Origin of the sequence: Bradyrhizobium sp. 62B, from assembly GCF_030272265.2 — a bacterium.
Lineage (GTDB): Bacteria > Pseudomonadota > Alphaproteobacteria > Rhizobiales > Xanthobacteraceae > Bradyrhizobium.
This window is the reverse complement of sequence record NZ_CP092841.2, coordinates 3,147,765-3,167,750: the sequence shown is the minus strand read 5'-3', so window position 1 is coordinate 3,167,750 and position 19,986 is coordinate 3,147,765. Positions and strand designations below refer to the sequence as shown.

The 19,986-nt window shown below is 64.2% G+C and carries 18 protein-coding genes and 1 tRNA gene; 4 read left to right on the top strand and 15 right to left on the bottom strand.

Annotated elements, in window-relative coordinates:
* Positions 1-174: 174 nt before the first annotated feature.
* The 4 genes from acpS to rpoZ form a co-directional block, all read right to left on the bottom strand.
* Positions 175-594, bottom strand: coding sequence for a holo-ACP synthase (acpS, locus tag ML401_RS14780; RefSeq protein ID WP_211416713.1), 420 nt, complete (start codon positions 592-594; stop codon positions 175-177).
* Positions 591-1,343 carry a pyridoxine 5'-phosphate synthase gene (locus ML401_RS14775; protein ID WP_285812325.1) on the bottom strand — a complete coding sequence of 251 codons (753 nt, stop codon included), beginning with the start codon at positions 1,341-1,343 and terminating at the stop codon, positions 591-593. Before ML401_RS14775 ends, acpS begins: the two co-directional genes overlap by 4 nt.
* A gap of 45 nt (positions 1,344-1,388) precedes the next feature.
* Positions 1,389-3,674, bottom strand: coding sequence for a bifunctional (p)ppGpp synthetase/guanosine-3',5'-bis(diphosphate) 3'-pyrophosphohydrolase (locus ML401_RS14770; RefSeq protein WP_211416711.1), 2,286 nt, complete (start codon positions 3,672-3,674; stop codon positions 1,389-1,391).
* A gap of 205 nt (positions 3,675-3,879) precedes the next feature.
* On the bottom strand, positions 3,880-4,272 hold the full coding sequence (rpoZ, locus tag ML401_RS14765) for a DNA-directed RNA polymerase subunit omega (protein WP_008133017.1): 393 nt from the start codon (positions 4,270-4,272) through the stop codon (positions 3,880-3,882).
* A gap of 329 nt (positions 4,273-4,601) precedes the next feature.
* Between rpoZ and ML401_RS14760 the strand changes: the two genes are divergently transcribed.
* Positions 4,602-5,246, top strand: coding sequence for an NYN domain-containing protein (locus tag ML401_RS14760; RefSeq protein ID WP_028135957.1), 645 nt, complete (start codon positions 4,602-4,604; stop codon positions 5,244-5,246).
* On the top strand, positions 5,227-5,901 hold the full coding sequence (locus tag ML401_RS14755) for a uracil-DNA glycosylase (protein ID WP_211416710.1): 675 nt from the start codon (positions 5,227-5,229) through the stop codon (positions 5,899-5,901). The genes ML401_RS14760 and ML401_RS14755 overlap by 20 nt, the downstream gene beginning before the upstream one ends.
* Positions 5,902-5,910: 9 nt before the next feature.
* On the opposite strand, the gene ML401_RS14750 is transcribed toward ML401_RS14755, so the two are convergent.
* The 4 genes from ML401_RS14750 to dapA are packed head-to-tail and all read right to left on the bottom strand — an operon-like array spanning position 5,911 to position 8,389.
* Positions 5,911-6,492 (bottom strand): peroxiredoxin, encoded by a 582-nt coding sequence (locus ML401_RS14750; protein ID WP_211416709.1) that lies wholly within the window; start codon positions 6,490-6,492, stop codon positions 5,911-5,913.
* Positions 6,493-6,496: 4 nt separating this feature from the next.
* Positions 6,497-6,970: an SsrA-binding protein SmpB gene (gene smpB, locus ML401_RS14745; RefSeq protein WP_148773839.1), complete on the bottom strand. Its 474-nt coding sequence runs from the start codon at positions 6,968-6,970 to the stop codon at positions 6,497-6,499.
* A 60-nt stretch (positions 6,971-7,030) separates the two neighbouring features.
* Entirely contained in the window at positions 7,031-7,444 is a 414-nt protein-coding gene (mscL, locus tag ML401_RS14740; RefSeq protein WP_194408270.1) for a large conductance mechanosensitive channel protein MscL, read from the bottom strand.
* Positions 7,445-7,498: 54 nt separating this feature from the next.
* The gene (gene dapA, locus ML401_RS14735; RefSeq protein WP_285812324.1) at positions 7,499-8,389 is read right to left on the bottom strand and encodes a 4-hydroxy-tetrahydrodipicolinate synthase; all 891 of its coding nucleotides are present in this window, start codon (positions 8,387-8,389) and stop codon (positions 7,499-7,501) included.
* 279 nt (positions 8,390-8,668) lie between these two features.
* Between dapA and ML401_RS14730 the strand changes: the two genes are divergently transcribed.
* Positions 8,669-11,089 (top strand): lytic transglycosylase domain-containing protein, encoded by a 2,421-nt coding sequence (locus ML401_RS14730; protein WP_285812323.1) that lies wholly within the window; start codon positions 8,669-8,671, stop codon positions 11,087-11,089.
* Positions 11,090-11,609: 520 nt separating this feature from the next.
* Here the strand turns inward: ML401_RS14730 and ML401_RS14725 are convergent.
* Positions 11,610-13,181: a porin gene (locus tag ML401_RS14725; protein WP_259206405.1), complete on the bottom strand. Its 1,572-nt coding sequence runs from the start codon at positions 13,179-13,181 to the stop codon at positions 11,610-11,612.
* 884 nt (positions 13,182-14,065) lie between these two features.
* Between ML401_RS14725 and ML401_RS14720 the strand changes: the two genes are divergently transcribed.
* A tRNA-Ser gene (locus ML401_RS14720) sits at positions 14,066-14,158 on the top strand.
* Positions 14,159-14,326: 168 nt separating this feature from the next.
* Here the strand turns inward: ML401_RS14720 and ML401_RS14715 are convergent.
* The 6 genes from ML401_RS14715 to ML401_RS14690 form a co-directional block, all read right to left on the bottom strand.
* Positions 14,327-14,536, bottom strand: coding sequence for a hypothetical protein (locus tag ML401_RS14715; protein ID WP_285812322.1), 210 nt, complete (start codon positions 14,534-14,536; stop codon positions 14,327-14,329).
* Between the two features lie 95 nt (positions 14,537-14,631).
* Entirely contained in the window at positions 14,632-14,898 is a 267-nt protein-coding gene (locus tag ML401_RS14710) for a hypothetical protein (RefSeq protein WP_211416705.1), read from the bottom strand.
* A gap of 1,625 nt (positions 14,899-16,523) precedes the next feature.
* Complete coding sequence (gene gatB / locus ML401_RS14705) at positions 16,524-18,002, bottom strand: Asp-tRNA(Asn)/Glu-tRNA(Gln) amidotransferase subunit GatB (protein ID WP_285812321.1); 1,479 nt, start codon at positions 18,000-18,002, stop codon at positions 16,524-16,526.
* A complete protein-coding gene (locus tag ML401_RS14700; RefSeq protein ID WP_285812320.1) occupies positions 17,999-18,301 on the bottom strand; it encodes a hypothetical protein in 303 nt (100 codons plus the stop codon). The genes gatB and ML401_RS14700 overlap by 4 nt, the downstream gene beginning before the upstream one ends.
* Positions 18,292-19,767 carry an Asp-tRNA(Asn)/Glu-tRNA(Gln) amidotransferase subunit GatA gene (gatA, locus tag ML401_RS14695; RefSeq protein WP_285812319.1) on the bottom strand — a complete coding sequence of 492 codons (1,476 nt, stop codon included), beginning with the start codon at positions 19,765-19,767 and terminating at the stop codon, positions 18,292-18,294. Before gatA ends, ML401_RS14700 begins: the two co-directional genes overlap by 10 nt.
* Positions 19,764-19,976, bottom strand: a complete 213-nt coding sequence (locus ML401_RS14690) for a hypothetical protein (RefSeq protein WP_018321091.1) — start codon at positions 19,974-19,976, stop codon at positions 19,764-19,766. Before ML401_RS14690 ends, gatA begins: the two co-directional genes overlap by 4 nt.
* Positions 19,977-19,986 lie beyond the last annotated feature (10 nt).

Here is a 19,986-nt window from a genome sequence, read left to right as displayed (position 1 = left end):
GATTGTCCTGATTCTGATAGTGAGGGCCAATTCCGGCGTAAAGCCGAATTCGCCCAGGCTGATTTGCGTCCGCGGACTTTTAGACGGTTGTCGGAGGTCACGCAATCAAGGATCGCATCAAAATTGGATAAGGCATTGATTCGTAACGAAAATCGCAGAATTCCCGGCGCCCCGTCAGGGTTTCGGCAGCGGCACGGCGGAAATGATGACGAAGGCCTGCGCCAGCGGCCAGTCATCGGTGATCGACACGTCGATCCGCGCCTCGAAGCCATCCGGTGTCAGGGCCTGGAGCCGGGCCAGGGCGCCGCCGGTCAGTTGCATGGTCGGCCGTCCGCCCGGCAGGTTGACCACCCCCATATCGCGCCACCACACCCCGCGCCGGATCCCGGTGCCGAGCGCCTTGGAGCAGGCCTCCTTGGCGGCGAAGCGCTTGGCGTAGGTCGCCACCACCATCTTCTCGTTCTTGGCGCGGCGCTCCGCCTTGGCCCGCTCCGCCGCGGTGAAGATGCGGTCGAGGAAGCGCTCGCCATGCCGCTCCATCACCTTCGCGACGCGGGTGATGTCGATGAGATCGGAGCCGATGCCGATGATCACGCCCGGCTCCGTCCGCGGTCCATCGCCGCGCGCATGCTGCGGACGGTCTCGGCAAGACCGACGAACAGCGCCTCGCCGATCATGTAATAGCCGATGTTGAGCTCCATGATCTCAGGCAAGCCTGCGATCGTCTCCGCCGTCGCATTGTCGAGCCCGTGCCCGGCATGGACCTCGAGGCCGGCGGCCTTCGCCAGCTTCACGCCCGCCACGATCCGCTGCCATTCGGTCTCGGCCTTGGCGGTGTGGCCGTCGGTCACGGCGTCGCACCAGGCGCCGGTATGGATCTCGATCACGGGCGCACGCAGCTTCGCCGCCATCTCGATCTGGGCGGGATCGGCGGCGATGAACAGCGAGACGCGAATGCCGGCATCGTTCAGCCGCGCGATATAGGGCGCGAGCGCGTTGTGCTGGCCGACCACGTCCAGCCCGCCTTCGGTGGTCACCTCCTGCCGGCGCTCCGGCACCAGGCAGACCGCGTGCGGCCTGGTGGCGAGCGAGATGCGCATCATGTCGTCGGTCGCCGCCATCTCGAAATTGAGCGGCTTGGAGATCTCGGCCTTCAACCGCGCCATGTCCTCGTCGCGGATGTGCCGGCGATCCTCGCGTAAATGGGCGGTGATGCCGTCGGCGCCGGCCTCGATCGCCAGCAGCGCGGCCCGCACCGGATCGGGATGGCGGCCGCCGCGCGCGTTACGCACGGTTGCGACGTGATCGATATTGACGCCGAGGCGAAGCTTCGATGCGGGCATTTCAGAACTCACGAAATCAGAGAGACCGGCGCATGCGATATGCGCCTATCCATTAACACGTTCGACTTTGGCGACGACCGCCTTCGCGCGCAGCTGGGCCAGGATCGCGCTCAAATGCTTGAGATCGTAGACTTCGAGATCGATCGTCGTCTCCGTGAAATCAGGCGAGCGGCGCTGCATGCTGATATTGTCGATGTTGCCGTCGTGCTCGGCGATCACGGTCGCGATCTGCGCCAGCGCGCCGGGCTCGTTGACGTTCTCGACCCTGATGCGGGCCGGGAAGCGCTGCGGCGCGGAGTCCTCGATGTCCCAGCGGACGTCGAGCCAACGCTCCGGCTCCTCCTCGAAATCCTTCAGGGCCGGCGCCTGGATCGGGTAGATCGTGATGCCCTCGCCCGGCGTGACGATGCCGACGATGCGATCGCCCGGCACGGCGCCGCCGTTCGGCGCGAACTTGATCGGCAGGTCGGAGTTGATGCCGCGGATCGGAATCGCGACCGGGCTGCGCGGCGACTCAGACGACTTCTCCTTGAGCTTGGCGGCAAGCCCCTTCTTGACGCCGTAGCGCGCGATGCGCTCCTCCTTGTAGTCGGGATACATCGCACGTGCGACGTGGGAGGCCTTGATCTCGCCGCGCCCCACGGCCGCCATCACGTCCTCGATCGAGGTCCGCGCCAGCCGCGGCAGCGCGCCCTTGAGCTTGTCGTCGGCATATTCGATCTTGGCGCGCTCGAACAGGCGCTCCACGATGCGGCGGCCGAGACCGGCATATTGATCGCGCACTGCGGTTCGCGTGGCGCGGCGGATCGCGGCACGCGCCTTGCCGGTGACGGCAAGCGTCTCCCAGGCCGAGGGCGGCGCCGATTGCGCTTCCGACGTCAGCACCTCGACCTCGTCGCCGTTCTGCAGCTCCGAGGACAGCGGCGCGAACTGGCCGTTGATCTTGCAGCCGACCGCGCTGTTGCCGACATCGGTGTGCACGGCATAGGCGAAGTCGATCACGTTGGCATGGCGCGGCAGCGCGATCAGCTTGCCCTTCGGCGTGAAGCAGAAGACCTGGTCGTGGAACAGCTCGAGCTTGGTGTGCTCGAGGAATTCCTCGGGATTGGCGCTTTCCGAGAGGATGCCGATGGTGTGGCGCAGCCAGGCGAACGCATTGGACTCGCGCTTGAGGAATTCGGTCGGCGATCCCACGCCCTCCTTGTAGAAGACGTGCGCGGCGATGCCGCGCTCGGCGATCTGGTCCATCGCCTCGGTCCGGATCTGCAGCTCGACGCGCTGGTTGCCGGGGCCGATCACCGTGGTGTGGATCGAGCGGTAGTCGTTCTGCTTCGGCGTCGAGATGTAGTCCTTGAAGCGACCCGGCACGACCGGCCAGGTGGTGTGGACGATGCCCAGCGCGCGATAGCAGGCCTCGATGTCGTTGACGACGAGGCGAAAGCCGAAGATGTCGGACAATTGCTCGAAGCCGACCGATTTGCGCTCCATCTTGGTCCAGATCGAGAATGGCTTCTTGCGGCGGCCGTAGACCCGCGCCCCCAGGCCCCTGTGGCGCAGATTGTTGGAGAGCTGGTCCTCGATCTCGCCGATCAGATTGCGGTTGCGTTCGGCGAGCGCGTCGAGGCGCTGCATCACCACCGAATAGGCTTCGGGATCGAGGGTGCGGAAGGACAGATCCTCCAGCTCCTCGCGCATTTCCTGCATGCCCATGCGCCCTGCCAGCGGCGCGTAGATGTCGAGCGTCTCCTCGGCGATGCGCCGGCGCGATTCCGTCGGCACGAAGTCCAGCGTGCGCATGTTGTGCAGGCGGTCGGCGAGCTTGACCAGGAGCACGCGGACATCATCGGCAATGGCCAGCAACAATTTGCGCAGATTCTCGGCCTGCTTGGCCTCCCGCGAGACCAGCTCCAGCCGCTTCAGCTTGGTCAGGCCCTCGACCAGCGCACCGATCTCCGGCCCGAAGATCTGGTCGATCTCAGCCCGCGTCGCCTCGGTGTCCTCGATCGTATCGTGCAGCAGCGCGGCCACGATGGTGGCGTCGTCGAGCTTCAGGTCGGTGAGAATCGCCGCCACTTCGAGCGGGTGCGAGAAATACGGATCGCCTGAGGCACGGGTTTGCGAACCATGCGCCTTCATCGCGTAGACATAGGCGCGGTTCAGCAGGTCTTCGTTGGTGTTGGGGTTGTAGGACCTGACGCGCTCAACGAGGTCATATTGACGCATCATGCGCGCGCGGGGCTTGGCCGGGCGTGCGACCGGCGCAGTCGGGGCCACGGCAACCGATTCGGTTGCGGCCTGCATCTGCGTGGATCTGCGGCGCCGATATACCATGCCGTCCTGCCTTCAAACGAGCCTGGGCCGACCCGTTGCATACATCTTAGCTCCGATCGCGCGTGTGTCCGATCAATTCGGTGACAGGACGCATCGCCAACCACAACGCTATGGTAACCACGAAAACGTCAACAAAAGCAAAGGCCCGAACAATGGTTCGGGCCTTTGATAAAATCACAGGACATCGAGGATCGCGACGGACGATTTACTCGTCTTCCTCGGGCTGCTCCTCGGGTGGCGCAAGGCCTTCGAGACCCTTCAGGAGCTCCTCTTCGGTCATGCGCTCGACGGCGACTTCGGTATCGTCGGCATCGACGCTCGCGCCCGCGGAACCGATCAGCGGCACCGTATCCGGCTCGGGCTCGTCGACCTCGACGAACTTCTGGAGCGAGTGCACCAGCTCCTCGCGGAGGTCTTCCGGCGAAATGGTCGTGTCGGCAATTTCGCGCAAAGACACAACAGGGTTCTTGTCGTTATCGCGGTCAACCGTTAGTTGTGAACCGGACGAAATCATGCGGGCACGGTGGGCGGCCAGCAGGACCAGGTCAAACCGGTTGTCGACCTTGTCGATACAATCTTCTACGGTGACGCGAGCCATGGACTGTCGCTCCGTTGTGGGTGGGACGAAATATGTGGATGATTGGGGCTAGTTATAGGGGCCGGGCCGGTTTCGCAAGGCCAATTTGTGATTTGGCCTCGCCAAACGGCTCTGCTACCCCCACATTGGGGCTGGGATGGGTGGTTTCCCGGGCTGCCATCGAGGGCGGCGCCGGGTGTATGCAAGTCCGCCATAACTATACCTTGATTGCCCCGACTTCTCCGGATTTGCGGTTTCGACGGGTCTGAGCGGCACTCTAGAAATGCGCGGCCTGCTGTCGCCGCGCCAACAATACAACGATCAATCACGAACACTACGCGAGCAACTGAATGTCACCTTCTCCTACCAACAAGATCGCGCTCTTCATCGATGGGGCCAATCTCTACGCGACAGCCAAGACTCTCGGCTTCGACATCGATTACAAGCGCCTTCTGAAGGAGTTTCAGGGCCGCGGGACGCTGCTCCGGGCGTTCTACTACACCGCCATCATCGAGGATCAGGAATACTCCTCGATCCGCCCGTTGATCGACTGGCTGGACTACAACGGCTACACCGTCGTCACCAAGGCGACGAAGGAATTCATCGACGCCTCCGGCCGCCGCAAGGTCAAGGGCAACATGGATATCGAGCTCGCCGTGGACGCCATGGAGCTCGCCGAGCACATCGACCAGATGGTGCTGTTCTCCGGCGACGGCGACTTCCGCTCTTTGGTCGAGGCCGTGCAGCGCCGCGGCGTACGGGTCACGGTGATCTCCACCATCGCCAGCCAGCCGCCGATGATCGCCGACGAGCTGCGCCGCCAGGCCGACGTCTTCACCGACCTCGTCGAGCTGCAGTCCAAGCTCGGCCGTGATCCGTCCGAACGCCCCGCCCCGCGCGACCGCGGTGAGCGCGAGGCCCGCCACCACGCCCCGCAATTCCTCCAGCGCGCAACCACGATGGCGCCGAGGGGCGATGACGACTTCGAGGAGTGAGGCGGCCCGGCCAGGCCGCCAGCCTCCCACCGTCGTTCCCGACCGTGATTGTCCGCTCTGTCCGCGCCTGGTGGCCTTTCGCGAGGCCAACCGCGCTCGCGAGCCCTTGTGGCACAATGCGCCGGTTGCGCCCTTCGGCGACATCAAGGCGCGCCTTTTGATCGTCGGCCTCGCGCCGGGGATGCAGGGCGCCAACCGCACGGGACGGCCGTTCACCGGCGATTATGCCGGCGACCTGCTCTACGCCACGCTGCTCGAATACGGGTTCGCCGAGGGGACCTATCAGGCGCGTCCCGATGATGGCCTGAAGCTGGTCGACTGCCGGATCGCCAACGCCGTGCATTGCGTGCCGCCGCAGAACAAGCCGCTGCCGGTCGAGATCAACACCTGCCGGCAATTTCTGGTCGCCAACCTCGAGGCAATGCCGAAGCTGCGCGCGATCATCGCGCTCGGGCGAATTGCGCACGACAGCGTGCTCAAGCCGCTGAAACTGAAGGCCTCCCAAGCCCCCTTCGGCCATGGCGCCGTGCATCAGGCCGGCGCCTTCAAGCTCTACGACAGCTATCACTGCTCGCGCTACAACACGAACACCGGCGTGCTGACGCCGGACATGTTCCGGTCGGTGTTCGCGAAGGTGAAGGCGGACCTCGACTAGCGCCTTGATTCAGGCCTCGGCCGGGTTGGCCTTCAGCCAGTCCAGCACGTCGCCGGCGTTCCGGTCGGGCGGAAACACGGGATAGAACACGTGCGTGATTCTGGCGTCGTCGATAACGAGCGCGAGGCGCTTGATCAGCGTCAGGCCCGCGACCTCCATGGTCGGCAGCTTCAGCGCGTGCGTGAGCGCCAGCTTCTCGTCGGACAGCACAGGGAACGGCAGATGCAGCCGTGAGGCCATCTCGGTCTGGTATTCGTTGCTCTGGGTGGAGAGGCCGAACACGTGGGCGGCACCGGCGGCCTTCAGCTCGGCGTACAGATCGCGAAACGCACAGGTCTGCGGCGTGCAACCGCGCGCACCGGGGATCATGTCCCAATCGTCCACCAGCGCGATCTTGCCGGGCTCGCCGGTACGCGGATAGGCGAACACCACGGTCCGGCCGCGCAGTGCCGACAGGGTGACCGAGGTGTCGTTGGTCGCGAGCAGGCTGATTGGAGGCAACACCAAGCCTGTGAGATGCGCGGTCGCGCCGTCATCGACGGGTGGGGGAATCTGGCTCCAATCGACCTCGAGCAGGTTTCGCTGAGTCATCTCGTCAACCCCTCGCCCGCATCAGGCGCCCCTTCTCCCGGCTCCAGTCACGCTTCTTCTCGGTCTCGCGCTTGTCGTGAAGCTTCTTGCCCTTTGCAACTGCCAGCTGCAATTTGGCGCGACCACGCTCGTTGAAATAGAGCTTGAGCGGGATCAGCGTCATGCCCTCGCGGTCGACGGCGCCCATCAGCTTGTTGATCTGCCGGCGGTGCAGCAGCAGTTTTCGCGGCCGCTTCGGCTCGTGATTGAAGCGGTTTCCTTGCAGATATTCCGGAATGGTGGCGTTGATCAGCCAGATCTCGCCGTCCTTGGAATCGGCGTAGGATTCCGCGATCGTGCTCTTGCCGTTGCGGATCGACTTGACCTCGGTGCCGGTCAGCGCAATCCCCGCCTCGACCGTATCCTCGATCGCATAGTTGAAGCGGGCCTTGCGATTCTCCGCCATGACCTTGATTGGACGTTCGTTTTTATCGGCCATGAGAGAACAAACCCGGTCGAGATGCGCAGCAAAGCTAACAGTTCGGATGAAGCGCGCGCGTCACTTCTTGAGGAGGTCGCGAATCTCGGTCAGCAGCTCGACCTCGGCCGACGGCTTCGCCGGCGCGGCGGGTGCCGCCTCCTCCTTTCGCTTCAGCGTGTTCATGGCACGGATCACCAGGAACAACACGAAAGCGACGATGATGAAGTTGATCGTGAGCGTCAAGAAGCTGCCGTAAGCAAGGACGGCGCCTTGCTTTTTCGCATCCGCCAAGTTGGTGGCGGTGACCGTCTTCGACAAGGGGACGAAGTAGTTCGAGAAGTCGAGGCCGCCGGTCGCGGCGCCGATGATCGGCATGATGATGTCGCCGACCAGCGACGTGACGATGGCGCCGAAGGCCGCACCGATGATGACGCCGACCGCGAGATCGACGACGTTGCCCTTCATGGCGAATTCGCGGAACTCCGTGAGCATCCGCCTGCCCTTTTCGTCAACGCTCATGGACGGGCTCCCCGATATGCTGGCGCGTCAGTTGATCAGGCCAGCGTGCACCATGGCGCTGCGCACCGCAACGCGGGTCGGCTCGGTTACCGGCACCATCGGCAACCGCAGCGTCTCGTCCAGCTTGCCGAGCAGCGACATCGCGTACTTGATCGGCGCCGGGTTGCTCTCGATGAAGAGGTTGTTGTGCAGCGGCATCAGCTTGTCGTGCAGCTTCAGCGCGGTGGCGTGGTCGCCCCTCGCCCAGGCGGCCTGGAACTCCGAGCACAGGCGCGGCGCGACGTTCGAGGTCACCGAGATGCAGCCGTGGCCGCCATGGGCCATGTATCCGAGGATGGTCGCATCCTCGCCCGAGAGCTGGTTGAAGTCCTCGCCCATCGCAGCGCGCTGCTGCGACACCCGAACCATGCTGGCGGTGGCGTCCTTGACGCCAGCGATGTTCTTCAGCTCCCACAGCCGCTTCATGGTGTCGACCGACATGTCGATCACCGAGCGCGGCGGGATGTTGTAGATGATGATCGGAATTCCGATCGCGTCGTTGATCGCCTTGAAGTGCTGATACATGCCTTCCTGGGTCGGCTTGTTGTAGTAGGGCGTCACCACCAGCACGGCGTCCGCGCCCGCCTTCTCGGCGTGCTGGGAGAGCTCGATCGCCTCCTTGGTCGAGTTGGAGCCCGCACCCGCGATCACGGGCACGCGGCCCTTGGCTTCAGCGATGCACCATTCGACGACCTTCTTGTGCTCGTCATGGCTGAGCGTCGGGCTCTCGCCGGTGGTGCCGACCGGGACCAGGCCGTGGGTGCCTTCGGAAATCTGCCAGTTGACCAGCGAGCGGAACGCCGCCTCGTCCAGCGACCCGTTCTTGAACGGCGTGACCAAGGCGGTGAACGATCCCCGGAATTTCGTCTTGGCTGCCATGGACTTCCTCCGTACGCGGCTATCTCTCGAGCAAGCGCCATTCATATCGGGTCTATCCCGCCGGTAAAAGGCCCGCTTCCGTGTGACGCACCGTTTAGGCCGCGATTTTGCCGCGGTGGTGGTGCAAATCGGCCCGAGGTAAGCGGCTGTTGGTATTTTGTCCGCATATTCAATCAAATACAGCTAGATCTTGAGCCACTTGACTGATTCGGGGCGATAATACCCGTGACCTCATTCCCTCGTGCCGCTTGGCGGTCCACCGGCCTGGTCGTGTCCCTGATGGCAGGGCTGTCTGTCGGCTGCGCTGCCCTCGCCAAGTCTAATGACAAGTCCAATGAGACGCCTGCGGAGGCCGCCAAGCCTGCGGCCACGGATGCCGCGAAGGGTTCGTCCAAGGGAACCAGCAAAGGCCCCGGCAAGGACATAGCGAAGGATACCGCCAAGGGTGCGAGCAAGGGTGCGGCCGCCCCCCCGGCCAAGGACGCAGCGAAGAAACCGGCCAAGGATGCCGGCAAGGGCGCTGGCAAGGATACTGGCAAGGATACTGGCAAGAGCGCCGGAAAAGACGCCGCGAAAGACAAGCCCAAACCTGCCGCCGCGGCACCTGCGCCGAAATCACACCCGGCCGCCACCGCTGCGCATCCGAAAGCGGCCCCCGCGCCGGCCGTGACGGCCACGGTCAGACCGTCAGCCCCTGCGCCGAAACCCGCCGCAGCTCCCGTGCTGGCTCCTGCGACGCGCCAGCATGCCGCGCCGCGCAAGCCGGTCGTCCCGGCCGCGGTCGCAGCGACGTCGTCGACGTCGCAGGGCGACAAGGAGACGCTGGAGAGCGTCATCGAGCTGGTGCGCAAGCGCAAGGCGGGTGACGCCACCAATGCCGCGGCGTCGATCTCGGATCCCGTCGCGCGAAAGCTCGCTGAATGGATCATCCTGCGCAGCGAGGACAACGGCGCGACCGTGGAGCGCTACCGCGCCTTCCTCTCCGCCAATCCGAGCTGGCCGTCGCAGACCTTCCTGCGCCGGCGCCTTGAAGCTGCGATGTGGGACGACAGGCGCGACGATTCCGTGGCGTGGTCGTGGTTCGAGACCGAGTCTCCGATCTCCGCCAAGGGCCGCTTCACGCTCGCCAAGGCGATGCTGGCGCGCGGCGACCGCGCCAACGCCGAGCGGCTGGTGCGCGAGGCCTGGCGCAGCGATCCGATGTCAGAGGACACCGAGAACAACGCGCTCGACCAGTTCGGCGCCCTGCTGACGCCGGGCGACCAGAAGGCGCGGATGGACACCCTGCTCTACGGCAGCGAGAACGAGGCCGCGATGCGCGCTGCAAAGCGCCTCGGCGCCGGCTATGTCGCGCTCGCCAAGGCGCGCATCGCCGCCGTCAAGAAAGCCCCCAACGCACGCGCGCTGCTCGACGCGGTGCCGCGCGAGCTGCACAGCGATCCCGGCTTCATCTTCAGCAAGATCCAGCTCCTGCGCCGCGAGGAGAAGTTTGCGGAAGCGGCCCAGCTCATGCTGTCCGCGCCGAAGGATCCGGGCCGGCTCCACAATCTCGACGAATGGTGGATCGAGCGGCGCCTCCTGGCGCGCAAGATGATCGACACCGAGGAATTCCGCAGCGCCTACCTGATCGCGCGCGATGCCGCGCTGCCCTCGCGCGACATCTACAAGACCGAGCAGGAGTTCACCGCCGGGTGGATCGCGCTGCGTTTCCTCAACGACCCCACGGCGGCCACCCAGCATTTCGCCCGCATCGGCGTTGGCAGCGTCAATCCGACCGCGCTGGCGCGTGCCGGCTACTGGCAGGGCCGCGCCGCGGAGGCGGCCGGACGCCAGCAGGAGGCGCGCAACGCCTATGCGCGCGCCGCCGAACAATCGACCAGCTATTACGGCCAGCTCGCCCGGGCCAAGCTCGGCCTGCCGCAGATCGAGCTCAACAGCCAGCCGCGCGGGCGCGGCGCCGAACGTCTGGAGATCGTGCGCGCTGCACACCTGCTCTACGAGCTCGACGAGCGCGAACTCGCGGTGCCCTTGCTCGCCGACATGGGCGAGAACGGCGATCCCGAGGCGCTTGCCGGCCTTGGCGAGCTCGCCCAGCGCTACAACGACGCACGCGGCATGCTGCTGGTCGGCAAGGCCGCGCTCAATCGCGGCCTGCCGTTCGACTTCTACGCGTACCCCGTCAACGGCATTCCGCAATTCACGCCGATCGGCCCCGAGGTCGAGCGCAGCATCGTCTATGCGATCGCGCGGCAGGAAAGCGCGTTCAACCCTCGCGTGGTCTCGCCGGCGCAGGCCTACGGGCTGATGCAGGTGACGCCGGACGCCGCGCGCTATGTCTGCAAGCGGCATGGCGCGACCTACGATCTCGGCCGGCTGAAGAACGATTCGGTCTACAACGCCACGCTCGGCTCGGCCGAGCTCGGCGGACTGCTCGAGGATTACCGCGGCTCCTACATCATGACCTTTGCCGCCTACAATGCCGGCCGCGGCAGCGTGAAGAAATGGATCGACCGCTACGGCGATCCTCGCGACCCCAAGGTGGACGCGGTGGATTGGGTCGAGCTGATTCCGTTCTCCGAGACGCGCAACTACGTGCAGCGGATCATGGAGAACCTTCAGGTCTACCGCGCTCGCTTCGGCGGCGGCACGCGCTTGCAGATCGAAGCCGATTTGCGCCGCGGCGCCGGCAGCGTCGAGTAGCGAGCCGCACTCTTCGATTTGCTGCCGCGAGCCTGGGTGCGCTCGCTGCCCTGGCAGAACCTCAGTCGCCGAACCATACCCAGCGATCGAAGGCGCTCCTTGATGCGGGCCTTGCTCGACGCGCTGCTTGAGCGCTGCGCCAGCCGCCGTCAGAGCGGCAAGCTCGCCATCGCCCCGCCTGCGCCAAGATGAAGACGCGGCCGCTGCAAAGGCCAGATCAGGCCGTTGCGGTTTGCAATGCCCCCCGTTCCCTCATCGGCTCAGCGCTCCCTCTTTCGGCGGCGAGGCGGTGGCACGGTCCGGCTGGCCAACGGCCGTTCTCCCTTGCGCGCCTCGGTCGGGAGCACGCGTGGAGATCCCCTCTCCCGCAACGACTTCCGTCAGATCGCAACGAAGCCCGATCAACGGAAAACGACGCACCAACCTGGCCCATTGCGCGAAGTACGAGAGCAAGCGCCGCGGCAAAAGAAAAACCCCGGCGGTTTCCCGCCGGGGCTTCTGTCAGGTCGTTAGACCGAACTTACCAGTTGCGCTGAGCGCGGAGGAGCAGGGTGATGGTGTCCTGATCCTTCAGCTCGTACACAGCGGCCGGCTTGGCCGTCGTGCCGGCACCAGCGTAACCAACCGTACCGGAGTACTTCTGGTCGAGGTGGGTCCAGTTCAGGTCAGCCGAGAACGTGAGGTTCTTGACCGGGGTCCAGCGGGTGATCACACCGACCTGCGCCACAGCGAAGTCAGGGTTACAACCGGTGACACCGGCGAGGCCACCGAACACGCCGCCTGCACCGCCAGCGCCGCAAAGCGTGGTCTTGGCGAGCGAGCCGAACTGCGCCTGAGCGTAGGCACCGTACAGCGCGGTGTTCCAGTAGGGATCCCAGTTGTGGGTGTAGGCACCACGGAAGCCCCAGGTCTTCACAGTCTCCTGCGAGGAGCCGGTGACGAACACGGTGTCCGGAGCGATGGCGAAGCCGACGCTCTGGTAGGCAACGCCCGAGTTGCCGAACATCGAGTAGCTGCCGCCCGCCAGGTTCTGGAAGTTGTAGCGGGACGCGCCGTCGGTGTAGACGCCCGAAATGTTGATCACGTCACCCGCACCAGTCGGGATGTTCTTGATCGACAGAGCGAGCTGAACTGCCCAGCCCCACTTGTCATCGGGGTGACCGGTGACTTCGTTGGCGCCGTAGTAGGCAACGTGGTTGTCATGCGCAGCAACCGACGCCTGGAACAGACCCCAAGCCTGGTCGACGCGGACCATACCGACGAGGTTCGGCGAACGCGAGCCGCCGATGGCGTTGGAGCCATACGAGCCGCCGATCATGCCAGCAGCCGAAGCGCCGGTCATGTTCAGGTTGCCGGCCTGATAGTAGGCCGTCGCGTCTTCAGCCGAGAACGACGCCGTCACGCCCTGACCGAAGTCAGCGGTGTAGGTGAACTGGTTGACACCAGTGACCGTGCCGGAACCGCCGACGAGGCTGTCGAAGTTGTTGCCGGGATAGTTGGTCCAGGGCGCGTCGAACTGCGACACGGCCTTACCCATGGTGAAGCCGGCGAACTGGATGAAGGCGTAGTACACGCCGAGCGAACCGCCCGAGGTGTTGCCGTCGGTGCCGTTGATCGACGAACCAACGAGCGCCGGGGTGGCGCCGGAGGTGTTGAGCGCCAGCGTGCCGCTGTAGGCGGTGGCACCGGTCGCGCTGCCCGTGCCGGCGTAGTTGCCGGTGGTCCAGGAGAACACGCCGTCGAAGAAGGTACGGACGACGCCGTACTCGGTCGCGGTGCGCGTGTCGATGTTGAGATCTTCACGAGCGCGCATGGTGTAGTAGTTCGTCAGACGGTTGCGCGCGCCGTTGTTCGACGTCAGCTGACCGCTGAAGTCCGAGTTGGTGTTCAGCGCGACTTCAGCGCGCAGATAACCACCCAGCTTGATGCAGGTGTCGGTGCCCGGGATGTAGTAGAAACCCGCGCCGTACAGCGAGCAGATCTTCACGTATTCGACCGCCTTGGCCTTCACGGGGAGATCGGCTGCCTGCGCTCCGCCCACGGCGATCAGACCCGCCGCTGAGCCGAGCAAAAGGCTCTTAACCAACTTCATGTTAAACCTCCAAGTTGCTCTTCAGGGAAGGTCACTGACCGGACGGCCAATTCCCCAACCCCCTCTAAATCACCGCCTTGGCCCCCTTCGCGCCTTCGGACACACCCGCATGAACGCGAGGGACTTAAGCGAATGACCTAAACGGGACGACCTCGGGATGCCCCCCTCCGTCGCTCAGTCACAATTACCGAACGTCCTTGCACACACAACAAGAGAACGCTTCGAAACGGGCCCACGAAGCTTGTTTTCCGGCGGGTGTTGCACAAATAACACGCAGATGTGATCGCATCGCCCTCGCAACATATTGTTTTTGCTTGTGTTTTTGAAGCGGTTCCATTCGCCGTCAAAACTCCTCACCTGAGGCAGCGGAGGCCGGGCACCGCGCTGTCGCGGCTGTGGCCGAACTCGAATCGCAGAATCGGACCGAGACTCACGGCTGAGACTCACAGGCGAAACACGAACCGGAGCGACTGGCCGTCCGCTCGCGACGCTCACAGCAATCCGAGGGCACCCGAGCTGCGGCGCCTCTATATGCAGCGGCTCTCTATATGTGTGGCTCGCTGGGGATGGCGCAGCGACATCGGGATCAGGGCCAGTTCGGGGCAGCGAAGACCGAGGGATTCGGCACTCGACAGGCCTTCCCTGCCCCGCCTCTCCAATTGCTTTAATCAATTCAATATCTTACGCGCTCACTGACATTCTGATGCGCGGAATCGTCTTTCGGAATGCGGCCGAGGCGCCAGCTCTGCACCGATTCTCGCAACGTGACGCTGCCGCCCCGGGCGCAAACCCGTCTTGTTTCGAAATTCGCTGGGAATATTCGAGCGAAAACACACGCTTCCAAATTGACCGGCCCAAGTAATTAGATGCATAAGGCTCGCACCGGAGAGGTGGCCGAGTGGCTGAAGGCAACGCTTTGCTAAAGCGTCATACGGTCTCAAGCTGTATCGAGGGTTCGAATCCCTCCCTCTCCGCCACCCAGCGGCAGAATCGATCAAGATCTGGGCGTTCTTTCACCTGAAAGCGATTGCGAGGCCGGAGCGAAAGCCTGGCGAAGGAATCACCCCGCAAGAATCACCCGCAAGAATCGGCGCGGCTGCGCGCAGAGCCGATTCGCACTGACCTTAATATGTGTGAGTCCGAATCTAGCGGTGGAACCGCCAGATCCGCCAATGCGAGGGCGAGATCAGCACGGCCTCGTTGGCCCAGACGTTGAACCAGACGCCGGACCTGCGCCGGCACGGAAACGACCAGGGCAGAATTCCCGTCTTGTGCAGGCGGCCGAGTTCCAGCTCGCACTCATCGGGAGCGATCTGAATCGGCAGCCATCGTCCATTGGTGTCGGGGTCGTTCATGCCGCCCGGGTCTTATGTGGCGGCACGACGGAAAAACTTGATTCAGCGCAACCAGGCCCACCCGTGCGAACACGGGTGTGGATGCGATTCTGGATTCAGTGGGTGGAAACCCACGCCCTCGCCTCGCGCTGCGCGACCGAGATCTCGGCTTCCGACATCTGCCCGGCAACCTCCTGGCGCAGCGCCACGGCGTCCTTGCGGCCCTTCAGCGCGGCGAGGTTGAACCATTTATGCGCGGCGACGAGATCGACGAGGCCGGAGCGGCCGCTCGCCCAATAGATGCCGCGCTCGAACAGCACGTCCGACAGCGCGCTCGTGTCGATCGGCGTTGCCGTCTCCAGATCGAAAGTACCCTGAAACATAACGCATCCCCTTTGTTCTTATGCCGCCTCGTTCCCCCGAGCGCGGCTCCCGTCCAACTCTGATGTGCATGACCCTTCCCGGGATCTTGCACTGTTCAACTCATCCCCAAGGCTGGTTGCCCAAGTCTGGTTGCCCAAGTCTGGTTGCCCAAGTCTGGTTGTCCAAATCTTGTTGCCGTTCGCCGGCTTGTTGGAGGCGATGATGGCGGGCAAATTTGAATGGCAGTTTAAGTATCGCGATGAAGCAGACGTAAACGCGCCCGCGCGGCGCCGACGCGGGGATTTCAAGAAATCCCTGATTTGCAGGCACTTCTGCGATTCGTCAGATTCTGTTTACCGCAGGATTTTGGGACATCGATAACCATCGCGCGCTGTCGTGCGCGTGATGTGGCGTCCATCCTCGCTGTCGTCACCGGCGACGCAGGCCCGCCAAGGCTTCGCCGCGGTCTTGGGACGCCGACGCTTCAGCGAAGGCGGCGGCCGGGGCGACCGGGTACTCCAGAGACAGCAATGTCCCAGGAGAGAGTGCGGCGGACCGGATCGCGGTCGGAGCCGGGTGACGATACAGGCATTAGAGGAGACGCGGCACGCAAGCAGCGCGCGATCGATCGGCGGCCCGCGCCTGCCTCAAGGCGGCGCAGCCATGTACAGCGCGATCGCGCCGTGGTCAGGTCAGCAATGTCTGGGAAAGGATTGCCGGCAATACCCCGGCCTCAAGAGAACGAGGGCGTCGGCGAACACGTCAGGACCAGATTCCACGATGGCCCGAAGGCCGCTTGTGAAATTGCGGGGCTCCTTGCGGAGAGCCGCACCGAACGAAGAAAACTCGTTTCTTCTGCCGGACCGCAAAGAGAACGGTCCGACCGTTGACCTGATGTCTCGCCGACACCCTCTATCGTCGATCAGATCCTCCAGGAGGCGCTGATGACGTGCCGGCTGCTAGAGCCGGCAAATTCAGAAGTCGAAGTTACTTCTTCTTCTTGGCGACCTTGCGGGTCTTCTTCGCAGTCTTCTTCACTGCGCTCTTCGCCTTCTTCGCCTTCTTCGCTTTCTTGGCCATGTTGCCCTCCGATGTGTGAGATGGCTTTAATCGCTGCGTGCAGTCGGGGATCGAATGCACTCATCCCGAATACACCAACACGACGAAAAAAACAGCGTCTCGCTTAAAGAAGTGTTGACGACGCAACGCGCGTGCGCTTGGCGAGCGCGATGCAAGCGCACTGCACGACGCGCGCGATCGACTGCAGAGAGTGCTCGCAACATCGATGTTCGCGGCATATGCGATTGCAGAAAAACACTATGCAGCAAGTATTTTTCTGTAGGCGCGCATCGCGCACGATCATCGCGATGACATGCATCGCCAATCGCGCGATCACCTCGCGAAGGCGCTTCGCGGACTCTGAGTCGCGACTTTTGGCAACGAAAATATTTTCATGATTAACGGCGCGAGCGCCCGTCGAAGCGCGTGCGAGGCGCCGTTTTGCGCGAATCGCGTGACGGCGATTCGGTCGTCACATCGCAGCTGACCGGGATGAAGTTTGCCGCCGAGGATGCGCGCGAGCATCGCATCGAGAGCGGAAGCGAGGTGACGAAGCGCGTCCGCCACCTCGCTCGAGCGCGTGAGATCAGACGCCGAGCTTGGACTTGAGCAGGTCGTTGACGCTTTGCGGGTTGGCTTTGCCGCCCGAAGCTTTCATCACCTGGCCGACGAACCAGCCGAGCGACTGCGGCTTGTCCTTGACCTGCGCGGCCTTGTCGGGATTGGCCGCGATGATGTCGTCGACAACCTTTTCGATCGCCGAAAGGTCCGTGACCTGCTTCATGCCGCGACTTTCGACCAGCGCGCGGGGATCGCCGCCTTCCTGCCAGACGATCTCGAAAAGATCCTTGGCGATCTTTCCGGAGATCGTGCCCTCGCCGATCAGGTCGATGATCGCAGCCAGTTGCTCGGCGCTCACCGGAGAGCCCGTAATATCCCGGCCTTCCTTGTTGAGACGGCCGAACAGCTCGTTGATCACCCAGTTCGCCGCCATCTTGCCGTCGCGCGCGCGGTTGCCGAGCCTGTCCAGCACGGTCTCGTAGAACACCGCGCTCTCACGCTCGGCGACCAGCACGCTCGCATCATAGGCCGACAGGCCGAGATCGGCGACGAAGCGCGTCTTCTTCTGGTCCGGCAGCTCGGGCAGCTCGGCCTTCAGCTCATCGACGTAGCTTTGCGAGAACTCCAGCGGCAACAGATCGGGATCGGGGAAGTAGCGGTAGTCATGCGCCTCTTCCTTCGACCGCATCGAGCGCGTCTCGCCCTTGTTGGGGTCGAACCGGCGCGTCTCCTGCTCGATCTGCCCACCATCCTCCAGGATCTCGATCTGGCGGCGCGCTTCATACTCGATCGCCTGGCCGATGAAGGTGATCGAGTTCATGTTCTTGATCTCGCAGCGGGTGCCGAGCGGCGCGCCGGGCTTGCGCACGGACACATTGACGTCGGCGCGCAAGGATCCCTTCTCCATGTCGCCGTCGCAGGTGCCGAGGTAGCGCATGATCGAGCGCAGCTTGGTCACATAGGCCTTGGCCTGCTCGGCGTCGCGGATGTCCGGTTTCGAGACAATCTCCATCAGCGCCACGCCGCAGCGGTTGAAATCGATGTAGGAGAGCGACGGCGACCGGTCGTGCAGCATCTTGCCGGGATCCTGCTCCAGATGCAGCCGCTCGATACCGATGGTGGCGGTCTTGCCGCCGTCGAGATCGACGATCACCTCGCCCTCACCCACGATCGGCGAGGCGTATTGGCTGATCTGGTAGCCCTGCGGCAGGTCGGGATAGAAATAGTTCTTTCGGTCGAACACCGAACGCAGATTGATCTTCGCGTTGAGGCCGAGCCCGCTCCGGACAGCCTGTCTGACACATTCCTCGTTGATGACGGGCAGCATGCCCGGCATCGCGACATCCACCAGCGACACCTGGCTATTCGGCTCGCCGCCGAACGCGGTCGACGCGCCCGAGAACAATTTTGCGTTCGAGGTCACCTGGGCGTGGATCTCTATGCCGATGACCATCTCCCAGTCGCCGGTTGCGCCTTTGAGAAGTTTGTGCGTGGCCGTACTCATGTTGTGCTCCCGAGCAGCGTGGTGGCGATCCGCTCCCACTCCGCTTCCAATGAATCCTTTGCCGCTGGCCGGCCGGCCTGACGGTACCAATAGCCGGCATTGCCGAGATCGCCTTCGACGCGGTGCAAGTAAGCGTGCACCCAGGCGGCGTCGCGCCCCTGGTCGTCCTGAACGATCTTGTGGGCCTGGTCCCAGTCGCCCTTGGCGGCCCACCAGAGACCTCTGAGCGGCGCGTTCAGATCCGGCGCAGGCGCCGCGCCGTCGAGGCTCGCGATGAAGCCAGCGGCATTCACCACCACCTCGTCGGTGTGAAGCGGCCGGCGGCCTGCTCGATCACCTCGCCGAGCGAGAACAGCGTCTCCTCGTCGAAGGGACGGCCGATCAGCTGCAGGCCGAGCGGCAGGCCTTGCGCGTCCTTGCCGGCGGGAACGGCGATGCCGGGCAGGCCCGCCATGTTCACGGTCACCGTGAAGATGTCGTTGAGATACATCTCGACCGGATCGGCGCCGCCCTTCTCGCCGATGCCGAAGGCGGCCGACGGCGTTGCGGGGGTGAGGATCGCGTCGACGCCCTTGGCGAAGCAATCCTCGAAGTCCTTCTTGATCAGCGTGCGTACCTTCTGGGCGCGCAGATAATAGGCGTCGTAATAGCCTGCCGAGAGCACATAGGTGCCGATCATGACGCGGCGGCGCACTTCCGCGCCAAACCCTTCCGCGCGGGTGTTCTCGTAGAGCTCGATGATGTTCTTGCCCTGCTCGCGCAGGCCGTAACGGACGCCGTCGTAGCGCGCGAGGTTGGAGGACGCCTCCGCCGGCGCCACGATGTAATAGGCCGGCAGTGCGTATTTGGTGTGCGGCAGCGACACCTCGACGAGTTCCGCGCCGGCGGCCTTCAGCCACGCCGCGCCCTCGGTCCAGAGCTTCTCGATCTCGGCCGGCATGCCGTCGAGGCGATATTCCTTGGGAATGCCGATCTTCATGCCCTTCACGGACTTACCGATCGCGGCCTCGTAATCCGGCACGGCAATATCGACCGAGGTCGTGTCCTTCGGATCGTGGCCGGCCATCGAGCGGAGCAGCATCGCAGCATCGCGCACGCTGCGCGCGATGGGACCCGCCTGGTCGAGCGAGGAGGCAAAGGCGACGATGCCCCAGCGCGAGCAGCGGCCATAGGTCGGCTTGATGCCGACGGTCGCGGTGAATGCCGCCGGCTGACGGATCGAGCCGCCGGTGTCGGTCGCGGTCGCGCCCATGCACAAGAGCGCCGCCACGGCCGAGGCCGAGCCGCCGGACGAGCCGCCCGGCACCAGCGTGGTGTTGCTGCCCTCGCGCCGCCAGGGATTGCCGACGGGACCGAAGCACGAGGTCTCGTTGGCCGAGCCCATCGCGAACTCGTCATTGTTGAGCTTGCCGAGCATCACGGCGCCGTCGCGCCAGAGCTGCGAGGTCACCGTGGACTCATAGGTCGGCACGAAATTGCCGAGAATCTTCGAGCACGCCGTGGTGCGCACGCCCTTGGTCGCGAACAGATCCTTGATGCCGAGCGGGATGCCGGCGAGCGGGCCGACGTCGCCCTTGGCGATCTTCTGGTCTGCGGCCTTCGCCATGCTGCGCGCCTGGTCCGGCGTCTCCATCACGAAGGCGTTGAGCACGCGCGCGGCTTCGATCGCGTTCAGATGCGCGTCGGTCAGCTCGAGGGACGTGAAAGTCTTGTCGGCGAGACCCTTGCGGGCCTCGGCGAGCGTCAGTGATGTCAAATCGGTCATTTATTGATCGGGCTGCAGAAGAACGGAGACAGGGTCTTGTCGTTGGCCGGGTCGTCTTTCTTGGCGGCGGCGTTCGCGGCCGCCTCGATCTCGTCGAGCACGGCATTGACGGCGACATTGGGGTCGGCAGCCTTGCCCTGCCGCTCCATCTTGTCGAGGTAATTCATATAGGCCTGATAGGCCTTCTCGTCGTCGCAAAGCAGACACATCGGACTTGGT